The sequence below is a fragment of the Ruoffia sp. FAM 20857 genome (genome assembly GCF_045528645.1).
Classification (GTDB): Bacteria; Bacillota; Bacilli; order Lactobacillales; family Aerococcaceae; genus Ruoffia; species Ruoffia halotolerans.
The window spans coordinates 41,126-57,092 of the sequence record NZ_JBGQRB010000004.1 but is presented as its reverse complement, the minus strand read 5'-3'; the positions used below and the strand labels follow the sequence as shown (position 1 = coordinate 57,092).

Genomic DNA, 15,967 nt, shown 5'->3' with positions numbered 1-15,967 from the left:
TAAGTATAACAAATAGTAAAGGAGAATTTCATGATTTTATTTAGAATATTTATTTTTTTGTATGGTTTACTTACTGTAATTGCTGTTGGGGAAGAAGTTAAGGTTGAACAATTCAATTGGTCGCATCCAATCTATATTTTGTTAAGTCTTTGCTTAATGATATTTGCGGTAAAAACTGATCCAGAATGGCTATTGTATTTTGGATTGATTGCTCTTATCATTTTTGCAGTATTCATGGGAGTGACAACAAACTCTTTTCACTGGATACATCTGATTGTCCGATTAATCACTTCAATTACGCTTATATTCGTATGGAATTGGTTGAAATAAGATAACTAATGATTGTTGAATAAATCAATTGTTAGATGTTATCTTACCTAAATTATGAAAAGTTTCTAAAAATTCAGGTAAAACACTAATTTAACAGTGTTTTACCTGATTTCTTGTTATTTTCAGTTTCTTACTATTGCTTGTGTTATATGTAACTATTATAAAATAAATGCTTATTACAGGGAAAGTATTAACCACTTAAAGTATCTTTTTCAATAATTCAAAAGAACGTTTGAGTTCCATTTTTTTGTAATATAATCCAAATAAAAGGAGACATGGATTGAAACATTACACTATAAAACAAGTGAATGCACTTGAATATCAAATTTTACAAAAGTTTCTTTATGAGGCATTATTTCAACCGGATCCCAAGAATCTCTTTCCATTTTCGATTGTCGAGACAGCAGAACTCAATAAATATATTGATAAATTTGGCCAATTGATAGGCGATTATGCCATTGCAAGTTATGATGGAGAAAATCCAATTGGCTTAGTTTGGGTACGACTTGTTGAAGGCTATGGGCATGTGGATAGTAAAACTCCAGAATTGAATATCTCTATCCTATCCCCATATCGTGGTAAGGGGATAGGGCGTACATTATTACAGAGTATGTTCCAATTACTAAAAGACAAAGACTACAAACAAGTATCGTTATCTGTGCAAAAGGCTAACCGAGCTTTGACGTTGTATCTAGCGCTAGGCTTCGAAATTTATACCGAGGATGAAGAAACGTTTACAATGATTTATTCATTGATTAATAATGATTAACTAGACTACCTCGAGTCCAGTTTGCTTTTTGTTTATAAGAAGTTTAATATGGGTAGATGATTAAGAAAAGAGGTTATTGTATGCATGATTTTGTCGCCTTAGACGTTGAAACGGCCAATCAGAATCGTTATACGATTTGTTCCATCGGGATGGTACGTTTCAAATATGGGGAAATACTGGACAGTTATTACCTACTGATTAATCCAGATGAAAGTTTCTCATTGGCGAATATTCATGTTCATGGCATTCAAGAGCATGAGGTCATTTCTTCGCCGAGATTTTATGATATAACTAAACAAATTGAAGATTTTATTGGAGGGCGACCGGTTGTTGCTCATAATGCAACGTTTGATATGGGCGCTTTGAAAGATAATTTTAATCGCTATGGTTTAGAAATACCTGCCTTTAAATATGCTTGTTCATATCAACTTGCAAGGGCAGTGCGTAAGAACTTTTATAATTATAAATTAAGTACGATTGCGAATTACTATGGCATACCTTTAACGCATCACGATGCTTTATCAGATGCTAAAGCGGCAGGGCTTATTGTATCTAAGTTTATACATGAAAATCGGTTTTCAAACTTAGATCAATTAGTTAGACCTGAATAATTCATACTTCTAAAATTTAAGTTATTTTCACAGTTCTTTTTCAATTTTGCTGTGTTTTGTAATTTTTTCGGATGTTTTAAAATTTCCCGAAATTTTTCCGTGCTGAAAAACATGAATTAATTTTAACCAACCAGATTTTGGGCGCACTTCACCCTTGACACCCTTATTTGTTTTTTTAAATAATAGCTTTTTAAATATATTGCCGAATCCTTTGGATTTGCCTGAACACAGCATAAAACTCTCGCTGATAAACATGCGAACTTGATAATTTTAAATACATTCGCCTGGCAGTAGTGACCAGTTTTCCCGCCACTTTAAACAATCGAAGGCGAATCGTGTTTACTCGTAGTCCTTTCCATTTTAAATCAAAACAGATGGTGCGTAAGAAGTTAACGATGTTGTAAGCCAGTAGGCTAATCATCATACGTGCTTCATTTTCAAGGAATTCAGGATTATCCGTCTTATCAAAAAAGAAACTGTTTTTTGCTTCTTTAATATAATTTTCCATCGTACCACGCTTGTTGTAAGTTTCAAACACTCGTTTGGCAGAGACGTTTTTTGAGAAGTTCGTGACAATAAAGGCATGGCGAAAAAGTAATTCGCCGACTTCTCGTGTTGATCGGACACAGACCCGGCGAGGTTTTGTCCATGAAGCGGCTTGATAAGGCACATTCTGATAGTAAACTTCTTTTTCATCCCATGGATGATTATTATCATAGTACACAAATTCTTCAGCTAAACGAGTCAAGTTTCGATTGCTTTTTAACCGAATGACATACTGATTTTCGTACAACTCACATAAATCATAAATAGCTGGGGTTGCGAATCCACTATCCCCACAAACGAGGATATCTGTCGTAGGCACCGCTTGGTTATAATGTTCCAATAAAGGTTCAAGAAACTCTTGACTCCATTGGAAGTATATTGATTTCCTGACCGAAGTTTTGCTTTCAAAAAGTCTCCGGTCAGCCCGTCAAAGGCCACCAAAGGGTGGTAACCATTCGTTCCATAATGGGCGTTGTAGGCAGTTTGTTCTTGATTGCCGAAAGTATCCGAATGTGTTGAATCTAAATCGATAATCATATTGATGTCATTGCGGACTAACCGTGCCTTATCAATTAATTTTTGATTGAAGACCTGTAAACTACGAATTGTTTTTTTCGTTATGCGATCAAAGAATCGGGAGATAGACGATTGAGAAGCAAACGGCTCATCAGATGCCAGTGTTTGTAAGACTGGATCAGCTTGTAAAATATTTGCCGCTGAATCTGTGTCATAACCGGCTATAATCTGTAAAACGAGCTGCTTTAAAATCTTATCAATCGTATGGGTCCAGTACTTACGCCCCTCATCAAACGTCACTATATTTTCAGAATATTTAGTGAATTGGAATGCATCCATCAATTCGTCGACGAGCACCAATCCAGAATCACTGGATAAACGACCACCTGTATGAGAGACATGTAAATTATTATTGAATTTTGCTACTGTTTCTTGTAAAGTATCCATTGAGAGAGCCCCTTTCTGTTGTTGTTGTAATGAACTAACCATATCAGAAAGGGGTTCTTTTTACATCACCTAATGGGTGCTGAAGCAAACAAATATAAAAGTGATAAAGTCAACGTTAACATAGCTTTTTAGAAAAACTATGAATTATTCAGGTTAAATTAGTCTGTTTGATAATTTTAACGAAAATTACAAGCTAAATCGTGGTCATTGATAATCCCAATAGCTTGAAGGTATGAGTAAATTGTGACACTGCCAATAAATTTAAACCCGCGTTTCTTCATATCTTTTGTCACTGCATCACTTAAGGGGCTTTGAGTAGGCCGTTCCTCATCTAATTGACTCACGACTTGCTCACCTGAAACAAAGCCCCAGATGTAAGCATCAAATGTGCCAAACTCTTCTTGAACTTTCATAAAAGCTCGTGCATTCGCAATCGCCGCTTTTATCTTCCCTTTGTGGCGAATAATTCCTGCGTCGTTCGCTAAGCGTTCAATATCTTCTTCACCGTATTCAGCAACTTTTTCATAGTCAAAGTGATCAAAGGCGTTTATAAAGTTCTCTTTTTTGGATAAGACGAGTTGCCAGGACAAGCCGACATGAAAGCTTTCCAATATTAACCATTGAAATAACAATTGATCGTCATGTTCCGGCACTCCCCAGATATGGTCATGGTATTCCACATAATAATCTGGTTTGTCCGCAATCCATTCACAGCGTTTGATTTCAGTCATTTTGTCCACTCTCCTTAATTTAAAATATCGAACAAGCCAATCGCAATTAATATGATGATAAAGGCGTAGTTCAGCTCGCTAGTAAGTAAAATATAAGCTATATATTCACGAATAATTGAGAATGGCCATAAATACGATGGTGTACCTGCGCCTTGATAGTAGGCTTTAAAGTGACTTTGGCGCGCAATATAGGTCGACCGCATCAAGTGAAAGCGGCTCGTAATGACCACCACTTTCCCGGACAGGCGATGTTCTTTAATTAGCTCATTGGCGAATTTAAAGTTTTCATCCGTATTTTTCGCTCGTGGTTCTAATAAGATATCTTCGGCTGGGATTCCTTTTTGAATTAAATAATTCTCCATCCCCTCAGCTTCTGAATACGTTGACTGATGCTGAGGACCGCCGGTAACAATAATTGTGATTTTTGAATGAGTTCGGCTCTTCTGTCTATAATACATTTGAATTGCCTCGTCTAACCGTCGTCTCAAGACATTCGTCACATTATCTATGTCATCTAACTGACTTCCTAAGACTAGTAAAATCGTTGCTTGCTTCCCTCTCGACCACAAACTAATCGCAAAATTTAGCGTAATATAGCACAGAAACGTCCCTACAAAGTAAATCGATAAGTAAATATAAATGCCAATAATTTCTTGGATTTGTATATCATTCAAGCGTAACATTGCCCAAATCGTTGCCCCGACAAAGACAAGCAAGGTAAAAGCTAGGATAAGATTAAAAATCGTCCTGGAAATCTTCGGTGAAGGTTGCCGGACGGTCTGATTAATTGCTAAGATCGCAATCAGTAATAAGACAAAGGGCACTGCCGCAATGAAAAAGCCACTAATAATATATAAAAAATATCGAAACATAAAGACAGGTGTCCAATTACTTTGTAAAACCAAGCCCATTAAGAAGCTATTTAAACCGTACAAAGCGAAGGCAGACGGTTGGAGCCAAGAATAATTCGTCAAAAAAGAGAGGAGAAATAGCACCAAAAACACAATGGCAATTCCATACAATAGCACTCTTTTCCCCCCTCTGAATATTTTTAAGTTAAGTTATGATAATCATTATAAACAATTTGCTTTTTAACTTCACGAATTTTTGCAACTTCTTTAATGGCGTCTTTCGCTTGAATCCCTTTGGTGGTCATCATTAATTCCACGTGTTCTTTATAAGGTAAATTCGATACCGCTTCGTCTATGGCTGTTTTCACAGAGCCACCTTCGATTAAGAGGACGCATTCCCCTTTAAGTTCACGGTCTTTAAGATGTTCACTCACTTCCGCTGCACTCGCGCGAATGTATTCTTCATAACGTTTTGTTAGTTCACGCGCGATGACAACCTGCGTGTCTTCTCCTAAATGCGTCACAACTTGCGATACAGCTTGTTTAATCCGGTAAGGTGATTCATAAAAAATCGCCGTCTCATCTCTTTGCCCGACAATTTCTAAAGCCGCTTTTTGATCTGCCTTCCCTCGTGGGAAAAAGCCGTAATAAGTAAACTGTTCACTTGGTAAACCTGAAGCAACTAGGGCAGTTAAAGCCGCATTCGCTCCTGGTAACGCCACAACTGTCAAATCCTCTTCCAGACAAGCTTGAACTAGAGGTTGCCCAGGATCATTAATTAAAGGCATTCCGGCATCACTGACTAAGGCAATTGTCTTACCTTCATGTAATTCATTAACCCAAGCTGTGACTTCATGACTGCGTGAATGTTCATGAAAACTACGTAAATTCGCTTGAATATCAAAATGATTTAATAACTTAATCGTATTTCTTGTATCTTCAGCTAGGACAATATCAGCCTCTTTTAAGATATTGACGGCCCTAAACGTCATATCTTCCAAATTACCAATCGGTGTTGGCACTAAATATAATATTCCTGCGTCTTGTTGTTGGAAACTATGTTGTTGCACACTGATCCTACTCCTCTATTGGCTCTTCGTCTTTATTATCGGTAAATTTATTTACAAAGACAAGTTGTTGGCTTCTAACATCTGCTTGTCCATGCTCTTTTAAGTATTTTTCCTTTTGGGGGCGGGTTAATCGTTTAAATTTTGCTTCAGCACTCATTGCTAACGACTTGCTCTCCCAACGTTCCGCATAGATCATGCGAACCGGAAGTCGTTTGCGAACACGGGTATATTTCGCTCCCTTACCCGCATTATGGGTAGCCAAGCGGTTAGCTAAGTCAACGGTATAACCTCCGTATAGCGTGCCGTCTTGACAGAATAAGACGTAGAAATAATATGCCTGTTTACTCGCCATTATACATCGCCATCAATATCGGTGTATATTCATTGTTATCTTCATGAACAACAATTACCGGTTCAATCTTCACACCGCGACGTCCTCCACGATATATCGCTTCAATTAAGACACCATTCGCATTCATGTCTTTCTTCGGATGAATAAACTGAATACGGTGAATACTGAAATGGTGATTTAGCAATGTTTCGATTAAATCATCCAAACGGCTCGGACGGTGAACGATAAATAACTTACCTTTTTCTCGCATAATTTGACTTGCCTTTTTGACCCATTGTTCCATCGTCAGCATCAATTCATGACGCGCTAAAGCATGACTTGTCAAACGGTGGGTCGCATTACTACTTTCTGCTAGAAAGTACGGTGGATTACAACTAATAATGTCATATAATTGCCCTTGTGTATGTTTAAGATCATTAATATCTCCTTGAACAAAGGTAATTTGGTCCTCTTTACCATTCCACTTCGCACTGCGTCTTGCCATATCTACTAAAGGTTCCTGCAGTTCAATACCGTTTAATGGTGCCTCTGTTCGATGGGACAGAAGTAGTGGGATGACCCCATTGCCACTACAAAAATCCAAGTATTTAAATTTATTTCCTTTAGGTAATTTAATGAAGTTTGCTAGCAATAAAGCATCCACTGATAAAGTAAAATACTCTGTACTTTGAATAATACCTAACTTTCCACCTAAAAATGAATCAACTCGTTCAGTTGAATGAACGAGTTGAGATTTATTTTGAACATCCATGAACAAGCCTCCTCAAAAATGTATGTTATGAACGATTTCCTAAGCGTTCTAGAATTTCCTGACAGAACAGACATTGCTCATTAGAAGAACGACGTGATCCAAAAAACTCATGACACACATGAATCCCTTCGTTATAAAAGCCTAGAAGACTCTCACGCCCACTACTTGTCTGACTATCCTCTTCCCCTTCAGTCACGTCTTCTTGAGCGTCTGTTTGAAATTTAATTAACAGACTTTTCAAATCATTGTTACTCATACGTAGTTTATTGTTTTCCTCAACTAAGTTGTCAATGACTTCTCTCAGCTGTGCCACTGTATCACTTAACTGAAGCAAATGTGTCTCTGCTTCATCAAACATTTCTAAGTAATTATTTTTGTCTCTCATTGTTTGGCACACCCTCTCTTCTTCGTATATATTATTGACTTGCTAAGATAGCAAGGCGTTCCGTAGCTAACTGAGGCGCAACATTTGCCTGTAATCGTTGTTTCGTCTCAAGAATCAAATCATTTAATTCTAAAATATGTGCTAGCGACGGTTGTTTCGTTTTAATCACTTCGTTAATAAAATAAGCTTGGGTTAAATTCTCTATTTCAGTATTTGACAATATTCTCAACATACTATGATTTAAGATTAATAAATAATCCATACCGTCTAAAGCCTGTTGAACACTCAAGGAGTTTTTTAGTTGGGTTTGAACTAAGATCACTGCATGAAGATTCCGATGAGCCAGTGTTGAATAAAAATAATTCAACGATTTAAACCAATTCGTTACGTCTGCTTCTTCATAATCGCTCACAAGTCTTTGGGCAGTTTCCGAAGACATCTTTGCGAAAATACGGGCATGCGCCTCGGATACCCCAGTTTCAATATAGTAAGCTACTCGATCACTTACATTCGCTCTTGGAAAGTGAACACTTTGAACACGGGATTGAATCGTTGGCAGCAGATTACTTTTGTCTTGAGTATAAAGAACTAAGTAAACTCCTTCAACAGGTTCTTCTAAAAAGGTCAGTAAGGCATTCGCACTCGAAGGGTTCATTGTTTCAGCACTTTCAATGATTGCTAACTTGAAGTTACTTTCAATCGGACTGGTTGATAACCATTCTTTCAGTTCACGAATTTGATTCACTCGAATGGATTGCCCGTCCGGTTGAATTGAAACGACGTCAGCTAATTGATGATTTTGTGCCTTTTGACAATGTTCACATACGCCACAAGGTTGACCTACCTCATCCTTATTCAAACAACCTAATGCTTTAATCAGTTCGGTTGAGACATGCTCTTTACTTTCATAATCATCACCCGTAAATACATAGCCATGCACGAGTCGGTTTTGGTGAATTAATTCATAAAAATAATGACTTAATTGCCCCATATAGACACCTCTAGACTAGAATCGGTAGAAACTATCAATTGGTAATACGAATACAATCGCTCCACCTACTTCAACTTTCATCGGAAATGACGTTGCGACGTCTAAGTTCATATCTAAGTTCGCTGGGTAAGCAACGACTTGATCTCTTTGCTCTGAACAATCGCGAATAATATCTAAGACTTTATCAACGTTATCGTCTTCCACTCCAACTAAAAAGGTCGTATTTCCGTGTTTTAAAAATCCACCTGTACTACTTAATTTAGTAGCGGAAATATTGGCCTCACGAAACGCATTTCCTAATACAGCTTCATCCTGGTCTTGTACAATTGCAATGACTAATTTCATGATGATCCTCCTCTCAATCTATAAGTTCCTTGTCTTTTAATATTGCGATACACTCTTGTGCAACCTCTTCAACACTTTGGTTGCCGCTCACTAATATAATTCGTTCATTCTCTTTTTCAAAATTCAAGAAAGCTTCTCGCACCATTTGGTGGAAATCAATACTCTCTTGATCTAAGCGGTCAAATTGACGTTGGCCTTGGGCTTTATAAATACGCTCCAAACCAACTTCTGCTGAGACATCAATGAGCAATGTTAAATCAGGCATATGGTCTTCAATCCCAAATTTGTTAATCGCCCAAATATCTTCAACTGGAATGCCTCGCGCAATGCCTTGATATGCAATAGAGCTATCTACAAATCGGTCTGTAATAACGATTTGGCCTTTTTCTAAGGCTGGTAAAATCGTCTCTATTAAATGTTGACGACGACTCGCAGCGAATAGTAAAGCCTCTGTTCTTGCATCCATAGCGGTATTATCCACATCTAGAATCACTTCTCGGATACGTTCCGCAATGGGGCTCCCACCAGGTTCTCTCGTTGTTAATACATCGTACCCAGATGCCTCTAACATTTCTTTTAGTGTTCTTACTACACTTGTCTTACCTGAGCCATCAGGTCCTTCAAGTGAGATAAATTTTCCTTTAGTCATCTCTACACTCCAACTCATTTATAACTCACGCCTACCTTCAATGGCTCTAAATAAAGTCATTTCATCTGCGTATTCAATATCACTACCTACAGATAAGCCGTGGGCCAGACGTGTTACTTTAATCCCGGCAGGTTTGATTAAGCGTGATAAGTACATCGCCGTCGCTTCACCTTCAGCGGTAGCATTGGTCGCTATAATCACTTCTTTAATTGTCTCATCCTCAAGTCGTTTAATTAAACTTGGGATATTTAAATCCTCTGGCCCTGTTCCTTCCATCGGTGACAAAACGCCACCTAACACATGGTACAGGCCACGGAATTCTTGCATTCGTTCCATTGACATGACATCTCTAGTATCTTCTACAACAAGCACTTGGCTACGGTCACGACTTTCATCCGTACATACAATACATGGATCAGAGTCTGTAATATTTCCACAAATACTGCAATGCGTTAAGTCACGCTTTGCGTTAATTAAGTTTTGTGCAAATTCCAAAACATCTGCTTCGTTCATATCAAGCACATAGAAAGCATGTCTTGCGGCTGACTTTGCTCCAATCCCTGGTAATTTCGTAAAGGAATTAATCAACTTCGCAATCGGCGCTGGATATTGCATACAGTCTCCTACTTTCTACTAAAACGGTAAGTTTAATCCTTGAGTGAATTTCCCTAAACGTTGTTCAGTTGCTTTATCAACTTGTGCTAAAGCATCGTTCACAGTCACAATGACTAAGTCTTGTAACATATCGATATCTTCTGGATCCACTAAATCTTCTTTGATTTCTAATTCAACGATACGTTTTGCTCCAGTTACTTTAACTGTTACTAATTTATTGTTATCAGATGCTTCAAAAATTGACGTTTCAATCGCTTTTTGTTCTTTCTCCATATCTTTTTGCATCTTTTGCATTTTTTGCATCATACCTTGCATGTTTCCCATTTTCATAAATATATCTCCTTTTTGTGCTTTCTGGGCGAGCAATATTTTACTTAAATATTCGCTCACTCGGCCTCTCACTTTTAATTTTGTTCATTATATATACTAATATAATGTTTATCTCACTTATGTTAGTGCGGTAGAGCCAATGATTTCATCCGCTCGTCAAACGATTCATCTTATCTTTCTTTTTATGCATCATTCTGTCATTTTTGCACAAACAAAATAAGCTTAAATGCTTAGCTCTATTATAACATAATCTGATATTTTTCGGACTACCAACGGCATTTTTCATATAATAATCTATAAAGGCTTCCCTTATTCCTAGATTAACAATATTATTGCTATAATTTTCAAAATACTATACTAAAAAAACCATTTAGCTTATTTCTTGTCAGATATTGACAAGGCCTAAACTAAACGGGTTTTATTTAAGTATTTTATTTAAAACGGTTAAAGACCGGCTTTATTGGCCAATATAGTAACGGGACTAGAATAGCTGTGACAACGCCAGTAAATAAAGAAGCTGGCAGTGCTGAAATCGCGCTAGCCACTGCGCCACCAAGGATTGAACCTAACATCAATTGTTGGATGATATATTTGAAAAATATCACCACAATCTTAGTCACTGCTCCGACAATACCTAGTGTGATAATGTTTCGCATTCGGTTATCGTAATGAAACACGTAACGAAAGATGCATTCTACCACTAATAGAACGATAAAGTTCTCAATTAAGGTGAAAAGTACGACTGGTAAATAACCGGACGTAATATCAAAAATCGCTAAGCCAAGTAAAGCGGCGATGGTTCCCTTTTTAAAGCCCATAAACAATATAGCTAATATCACTAAGGCGTTCCCTGGATGGACAAACGTATTGCTAATTGCTGATGGCATTGGGATTCGAATCATATAAATTGCCAAGACAATTAAGGCAGCATACGTAGCCATCTGAGTTAAATCTCTTGTATCAATCTTTTTATTATTCATATTCAATACCTCCTCTCATATCTTTAACGATCATAATAAATATTTACATTCTCTTCACCGAACAATTCGATGGCTTTGCTCACAATCTCAGGGGGTCCTTCCTCTTCTTCGGGTTCATTATTATCTAATTCCCTAGTGCGATGACTGGGTGATCCTTCTTGCGAGAAGATGTCATCAATACTTCTCGTCGAATTCGGCAAAGACGCTTCAAGTGAATCCATCGAATGATTTGATTCTTGGAGCTCTTTTGCTGGAGCTTCCTGACTCTCTTCTCTAACAGGCGTTTCTTGTGTCTTTTCAGACACTTCTTGAGTAGATGTTGCTTGCTCGTCAACGACTTCCTCTGTATCAGTTTGGTTATCTGGCACTTCACTTTCAGCTATTGTCTCGACTTCGACGGTTTCTTCTACGTCGTCAGTTTCATCTTCTTCAATTGGAATCGGTGCGCCGTTATTTTTCTTACGTAACATCGCATAGTTCTTACGGACATCCGCCCATTCACTTGCTAAGATGAGTATGATTTTCATTGACATGCCAGTTTTTTGCTCGACAGTTTCTTCAATGAACTTCATTAGTTCATGGTCGTGTTGAACGTCTCCAGCATAGGCTGGATTCGGAAAGCTAATTAAGGCACTGCCTTCACCGGCTGCTAAAGGTTCTGTTTCAAAGAATTTTGCTCGTTGTTGAGGTGACAATTCACCTAAGACCGCTGGCCAATGCTCTTTCATCAAACGAATATGTTGATGTGTCGCGGTATTCAATACACGGTATACATGATTTAATCTCAATTTATAGCGCGCTTGTTGGCGAGCGGGTCGTTTACGTGGGACTTTCGGTGCTTCTTCGGCCACTGGCTTCGCATCATTAGTCAGTTCCCCGTTACCTTCTTGATTAATCGGTTGGACACCTTGATTAGTCGGCTGGTTCTCTAAGTAAGCACGAATTAATTTATCCTGACTTTGCACTTGTTGGGACAAGGCCGCAAGTTTTTCTTCCAACTGACGCACTGTATCCATTAAAGCGCCATTAACTGCTTCATTGGGTGCGCTAGCAGTATTAGCTTGTTGCCTACCGCTCACCAATTGTTTTTTATCCGTTTGGGCTAATTGAATCGTCATCACTTCAATATATAAGTTTGGTGAGGTACTAAAACGCATTTTTCCTTGTGTTTCATTCAATGTATCAATGAGTATATAATAGAAATTTGCGGGAACTTCTTCACGTAAAGGTTGAATTTCTTGCTCGCTAAGGAGTGTTTGGTTTTGCTTAATATGTAAAGTTAGTAACATATCACGACTGAATAAGATTACTTCATCAATAAAGCGGGCCGCTTGTTTCCCTTTTTGTAGTTGGTCATTGACGATTTCTAAGGCCTCTTCAATATTTTGACGGTAAACCGTTTGAATATAGTTTAATAAAGCCATTTGGTTTAAGCTTCCTGACACCTCAAGTGCGGTTTCAACAGTCACTTCTTCCGTATTAAAAGAAATCGCTTGGTCAAGTAAACTTACGGTGTCACGCATTCCACCATTAGCTGAACGCGCAATGATTGCTAAAGCTTCTTCGTCATAGTCGATGTTGTCATGGTTAAGAATCTCTTCCATTCTTCCAATTAACTCTTGATCTGTATAAAGTTGGAAGTCAAATCGTTGCGTACGCGACAGGATTGTAGCTGGAATCTTATGGGCTTCGGTCGTCGCTAGGATAAATACCACTTGCTCAGGCGGTTCTTCCAATGTCTTCAACAGAGCATTAAAGGCTGCTGTCGTAAGCATATGAACCTCATCAATAATATATACTTTATAACGAGCTTGGCTAGCTGCATAGCGAACGTTCTCACGTAATTCACGGATTTCATCTACCCCATTATTTGACGCGGCATCAATTTCAACCACATCACCTAACTGACCTTCGGTAATTAAGCGACACATGTCACAGTTATTACATGGGTTTCCATCCGTTTGGTTCGGACAGTTAATCGCTTTTGCTAGAATCTTAGCAGCACTGGTCTTACCTGTTCCACGCGGTCCAGTGAATAAATAAGCGTGACTAATATGAATCGATTTGATGGCATTTTTTAGTGTTTCTTTAATAATGGGTTGTCCAACCATCTCGTCAAATGTTTGCGGGCGCCAAACCCGGTAAAGTGCTTGATAACTCATTTATTTTCCCCTTCCACATGTTCATAGTCTACTCATTATAAACAAAAATACCCTTCATGACTATGAAATAAAATATATTTCACAGTCATAAGGGAAGTCATCTCTTGCTAATATAATCTTACCATATTACAACGCGGTCTTCTGGTGCAAAATACATTTTGTCGCCTTCTTTAACATCAAATGTTTCATAAAACTCATCCATATTACGCACTTGGATGTTCGCACGTAATTCTGCTGGCGAGTGAACATCAATCGAAAGAAGTAGTTGTTGGTACTCAGGACGGGCTTTCAAGCTCCAAATACGCGCCCAGTTCATAAAGAATTCTGCTAAGTTCGCATCATCTTCTTGTTTTGTTGCTTCTAGCGCTGCAGTTAAGCCACCGCCATCGGCGATATTTTCTGAGACAGTCAATTTACCGTTTACTTTTCCACCCGCAAATTCAATGCCATCCCATTGCTTAATCATCGCTTGCGCTCTTTGATCAAAGGCTTCCAGATCTGCTTCTGTCCACCAATTATTCATATTTCCTTGTGCGTCAAATTTTGCTCCATTATTATCAAACGCATGCGACACCTCATGAGCAATCACTGCCCCAATTCCTCCGTAATTTTCACTACGAGATTGATTCACATTATAGAACGGCGCTTGTAAAATCGCAGCAGGAAAACAAATTAAATTGTGGTTCGGATGGAAGTAAGCATTCACAGTTGCAGCACTCATGCCCCATTCAGTACGGTCTACTTCCGTATTCCAACGTGCAAAATCACGTTCATTAAACTGACGAGTAAAGGTCGCAGTATTTGCATAAAAACTCGCATCTTCATCAACTTTTAACTGAGTGAAAATCGCTGGATATGTATCAGGGTATCCAACAAAAATATCCAACGCATCCAATTTCTTAATCGCTAGGTCAATCGTTTCCGGTGTCAGCCACGTATTTGCTTTCAAACGATTTTGATAGACTTGGATCATCGCTTCAACCATCTCGCGCACGTCTTGACGAGCTTTCTCTCCAAAGTATTTCTTGCCGTAATAACCTCCAACTACTTGACTAAACGTATTAATTGCAAAATAATAAGCATGCTTTTCGGCACTTTGTGTCTTAGGACTTCCCGACAAAGCCAATTGATATAGACTTCCCGCTTGACGAATCTCTTCAGATAACATTGTAGTTTGGCTGTTGGCTAAATTCACAATCATCCACGCTCTGAGTAATTCAATCTGTTCATTATTAACAATGCCATGGAAAGCTTCAAAAAAATCTGGCTCAGAAACAATGGCTTTATCAATATCTTGACCGATAAGTTCTTTGAATAAAGCTAAGAAGTCAAAGTCTTGTGAGTAGTTTTTGATCTCCTCTGCTGTACGTGGGTTGTATGTAATCGTATAATCCGCTAATTCTTCCGAACTTTTCATATGTGGAATAAATAAAGCATCGAACTCAACTGCTTGTTCAACTAAGTTTGCAGCTTCAACTGACTCAAATCCCATTAATTCAAGAACCTTTTGACTCATATCTTTATACACCACTAACAAGCGCTCTCCCGCTTCATTACCTTCTTGGTAATATGTTGTATCTGGTAAAATCGTACCCGGCACAGATAAACCTAAGATGTATGTGGATGTATCTTTCATATCCGGCCCAATGCCTAATGAGAAAGGTAAAGGTAAGCTGTAACGTGCCCACTCTGGTGCAAGTGTCTGCAAGTCTTGAATAGATTCTAAAGCTTTTAACTTTTCTAGTAACGGTTGAACAGGTGTCTCCCCAAGCGCATTGCGTTTGTCGAAATCCATCGCTTGTTTGTAATACTTAAGCATTTCAACTTGTTCACCGTTTGTTAATTCAATTTCTCCAGCAACCATCTTTTCCAGATCAGTCATTAATAATTCCTCTACGCCATCACGCAGATTCATAAAGCCTCCGGTTGACGATTTGTCATCTGGAATTACAGCCGTTTCAAGCCATTCTCCGTTGACCGCTTGATATAAATCATCTTTAATGAGTTCTTTGTCTATTGCCATTCGTTTCACTCCTATTTGAATATTTAGTCTATTATAGCACTTTTATATTAAGCTAGAGTGAAGTGACGCTCACACTTGCTAATATTTTCCCATAAAACATGAGCCAAGACAATCGACAGAATGTCAGCATCTAACCTCATAAAATATCATTAAATTTCTAATTCTTTACGAAGATCAGAAGCCATCTTCTCGTATGCTTCTTCATCGAGGAATGTTTCACCTTGATTCATCGCAAAGCGTGTTCACCACTCAAATTCGCCTTCATATTTAGGTACAACATGGAAGTGAAGATGCGAACCACTGTCGCCGTAAACACCATAGTAAATTTTATCTGGTGGAAAAAGTTTATACATTGCTTTAGCAACTTTAGATATATCAGCAAAGTAGTTATTTCGCTCTTCGTCTGTAATATCGACCATTTCACTCACGTGATCTTTTTACGCAACAATGGTACGACCTGGGTGACTTTGCTCACGGAAAATAATAACCAATGACGTTTCCAGCTCACCTACA

Annotated in this window: 18 protein-coding genes and 1 pseudogene; 3 read left to right on the top strand and 16 right to left on the bottom strand. The window is 38.2% G+C overall.

Annotated elements, in window-relative coordinates:
* The first annotated feature begins 30 nt into the window (after positions 1-30).
* The 3 genes from ACEN4N_RS01930 (at position 31) to ACEN4N_RS01920 (ending at position 1,710) form a co-directional block, all read left to right on the top strand.
* Positions 31-330, top strand: coding sequence for a hypothetical protein (locus ACEN4N_RS01930; protein ID WP_153861772.1), 300 nt, complete (start codon positions 31-33; stop codon positions 328-330).
* Between the two features lie 280 nt (positions 331-610).
* A complete protein-coding gene (locus ACEN4N_RS01925; RefSeq protein WP_407090318.1) occupies positions 611-1,099 on the top strand; it encodes a GNAT family N-acetyltransferase in 489 nt (162 codons plus the stop codon).
* A gap of 80 nt (positions 1,100-1,179) precedes the next feature.
* The gene (locus tag ACEN4N_RS01920; protein ID WP_407090319.1) at positions 1,180-1,710 is read left to right on the top strand and encodes a 3'-5' exonuclease; all 531 of its coding nucleotides are present in this window, start codon (positions 1,180-1,182) and stop codon (positions 1,708-1,710) included.
* 190 nt (positions 1,711-1,900) lie between these two features.
* On the opposite strand, the pseudogene ACEN4N_RS01915 reads toward ACEN4N_RS01920, so the two are convergent.
* The 16 genes and pseudogenes from ACEN4N_RS01915 to ACEN4N_RS01840 all read right to left on the bottom strand — a co-directional run bounded on the left by ACEN4N_RS01915 (position 1,901) and on the right by ACEN4N_RS01840 (position 15,882).
* Positions 1,901-3,219: pseudogene (locus ACEN4N_RS01915) on the bottom strand (IS1380 family transposase).
* Between the two features lie 176 nt (positions 3,220-3,395).
* The gene (locus tag ACEN4N_RS01910) at positions 3,396-3,950 is read right to left on the bottom strand and encodes a DNA-3-methyladenine glycosylase I (protein ID WP_407090320.1); all 555 of its coding nucleotides are present in this window, start codon (positions 3,948-3,950) and stop codon (positions 3,396-3,398) included.
* 14 nt (positions 3,951-3,964) lie between these two features.
* The gene (locus ACEN4N_RS01905) at positions 3,965-4,924 is read right to left on the bottom strand and encodes a YdcF family protein (RefSeq protein WP_407090321.1); all 960 of its coding nucleotides are present in this window, start codon (positions 4,922-4,924) and stop codon (positions 3,965-3,967) included.
* Between the two features lie 77 nt (positions 4,925-5,001).
* The gene (gene rsmI, locus ACEN4N_RS01900) at positions 5,002-5,871 is read right to left on the bottom strand and encodes a 16S rRNA (cytidine(1402)-2'-O)-methyltransferase (protein ID WP_407090322.1); all 870 of its coding nucleotides are present in this window, start codon (positions 5,869-5,871) and stop codon (positions 5,002-5,004) included.
* 7 nt (positions 5,872-5,878) lie between these two features.
* Positions 5,879-6,223 carry a GIY-YIG nuclease family protein gene (locus ACEN4N_RS01895; RefSeq protein ID WP_138403891.1) on the bottom strand — a complete coding sequence of 115 codons (345 nt, stop codon included), beginning with the start codon at positions 6,221-6,223 and terminating at the stop codon, positions 5,879-5,881.
* Entirely contained in the window at positions 6,213-6,974 is a 762-nt protein-coding gene (locus ACEN4N_RS01890) for a tRNA1(Val) (adenine(37)-N6)-methyltransferase (RefSeq protein ID WP_407090323.1), read from the bottom strand. Before ACEN4N_RS01890 ends, ACEN4N_RS01895 begins: the two co-directional genes overlap by 11 nt.
* A 25-nt stretch (positions 6,975-6,999) precedes the next feature.
* Complete coding sequence (locus tag ACEN4N_RS01885; RefSeq protein ID WP_338486702.1) at positions 7,000-7,359, bottom strand: initiation control protein YabA; 360 nt, start codon at positions 7,357-7,359, stop codon at positions 7,000-7,002.
* A 31-nt stretch (positions 7,360-7,390) separates the two neighbouring features.
* Complete coding sequence (locus ACEN4N_RS01880) at positions 7,391-8,350, bottom strand: hypothetical protein (protein ID WP_407090324.1); 960 nt, start codon at positions 8,348-8,350, stop codon at positions 7,391-7,393.
* Positions 8,351-8,365: 15 nt separating this feature from the next.
* The gene (locus ACEN4N_RS01875) at positions 8,366-8,695 is read right to left on the bottom strand and encodes a cyclic-di-AMP receptor (RefSeq protein ID WP_338486704.1); all 330 of its coding nucleotides are present in this window, start codon (positions 8,693-8,695) and stop codon (positions 8,366-8,368) included.
* A gap of 13 nt (positions 8,696-8,708) precedes the next feature.
* Complete coding sequence (tmk, locus tag ACEN4N_RS01870; RefSeq protein ID WP_407090325.1) at positions 8,709-9,344, bottom strand: dTMP kinase; 636 nt, start codon at positions 9,342-9,344, stop codon at positions 8,709-8,711.
* An 18-nt stretch (positions 9,345-9,362) separates the two neighbouring features.
* A complete protein-coding gene (recR, locus tag ACEN4N_RS01865; protein ID WP_138403897.1) occupies positions 9,363-9,959 on the bottom strand; it encodes a recombination mediator RecR in 597 nt (198 codons plus the stop codon).
* An 18-nt stretch (positions 9,960-9,977) separates the two neighbouring features.
* Positions 9,978-10,283: a YbaB/EbfC family nucleoid-associated protein gene (locus ACEN4N_RS01860; protein ID WP_407090331.1), complete on the bottom strand. Its 306-nt coding sequence runs from the start codon at positions 10,281-10,283 to the stop codon at positions 9,978-9,980.
* A gap of 437 nt (positions 10,284-10,720) precedes the next feature.
* Entirely contained in the window at positions 10,721-11,269 is a 549-nt protein-coding gene (locus ACEN4N_RS01855; protein ID WP_407090326.1) for an ECF transporter S component, read from the bottom strand.
* Positions 11,270-11,292: 23 nt separating this feature from the next.
* On the bottom strand, positions 11,293-13,431 hold the full coding sequence (gene dnaX / locus ACEN4N_RS01850) for a DNA polymerase III subunit gamma/tau (protein WP_407090327.1): 2,139 nt from the start codon (positions 13,429-13,431) through the stop codon (positions 11,293-11,295).
* A 118-nt stretch (positions 13,432-13,549) separates the two neighbouring features.
* Complete coding sequence (locus ACEN4N_RS01845) at positions 13,550-15,454, bottom strand: M13 family metallopeptidase (RefSeq protein ID WP_407093574.1); 1,905 nt, start codon at positions 15,452-15,454, stop codon at positions 13,550-13,552.
* 242 nt (positions 15,455-15,696) lie between these two features.
* Complete coding sequence (locus tag ACEN4N_RS01840) at positions 15,697-15,882, bottom strand: HIT domain-containing protein (protein WP_328590763.1); 186 nt, start codon at positions 15,880-15,882, stop codon at positions 15,697-15,699.
* Between the last annotated feature and the right edge of the window lie 85 nt (positions 15,883-15,967).

Excerpts from the sequence above, each read along its gene's own strand:
- ACEN4N_RS01930 (WP_153861772.1), top strand. The coding sequence starts at position 31 with ATGATTTTATTTAGAATATTTATTTTTTTGTATGGTTTACTTACTGTA.
- ACEN4N_RS01920 (WP_407090319.1), top strand. The coding sequence starts at position 1,180 with ATGCATGATTTTGTCGCCTTAGACGTTGAAACGGCCAATCAGAATCGT.
- ACEN4N_RS01910 (WP_407090320.1), bottom strand. The coding sequence starts at position 3,950 with ATGACTGAAATCAAACGCTGTGAATGGATTGCGGACAAACCAGATTAT.
- ACEN4N_RS01895 (WP_138403891.1), bottom strand. The coding sequence starts at position 6,223 with ATGGCGAGTAAACAGGCATATTATTTCTACGTCTTATTCTGTCAAGAC.
- ACEN4N_RS01890 (WP_407090323.1), bottom strand. The coding sequence starts at position 6,974 with ATGGATGTTCAAAATAAATCTCAACTCGTTCATTCAACTGAACGAGTT.
- ACEN4N_RS01885 (WP_338486702.1), bottom strand. The coding sequence starts at position 7,359 with ATGAGAGACAAAAATAATTACTTAGAAATGTTTGATGAAGCAGAGACA.
- ACEN4N_RS01880 (WP_407090324.1), bottom strand. The coding sequence starts at position 8,350 with ATGGGGCAATTAAGTCATTATTTTTATGAATTAATTCACCAAAACCGA.
- ACEN4N_RS01875 (WP_338486704.1), bottom strand. The coding sequence starts at position 8,695 with ATGAAATTAGTCATTGCAATTGTACAAGACCAGGATGAAGCTGTATTA.
- tmk (WP_407090325.1), bottom strand. The coding sequence starts at position 9,344 with ATGACTAAAGGAAAATTTATCTCACTTGAAGGACCTGATGGCTCAGGT.
- recR (WP_138403897.1), bottom strand. The coding sequence starts at position 9,959 with ATGCAATATCCAGCGCCGATTGCGAAGTTGATTAATTCCTTTACGAAA.
- ACEN4N_RS01860 (WP_407090331.1), bottom strand. The coding sequence starts at position 10,283 with ATGGGAAACATGCAAGGTATGATGCAAAAAATGCAAAAGATGCAAAAA.
- ACEN4N_RS01855 (WP_407090326.1), bottom strand. The coding sequence starts at position 11,269 with ATGAATAATAAAAAGATTGATACAAGAGATTTAACTCAGATGGCTACG.
- dnaX (WP_407090327.1), bottom strand. The coding sequence starts at position 13,431 with ATGAGTTATCAAGCACTTTACCGGGTTTGGCGCCCGCAAACATTTGAC.
- ACEN4N_RS01845 (WP_407093574.1), bottom strand. The coding sequence starts at position 15,454 with ATGGCAATAGACAAAGAACTCATTAAAGATGATTTATATCAAGCGGTC.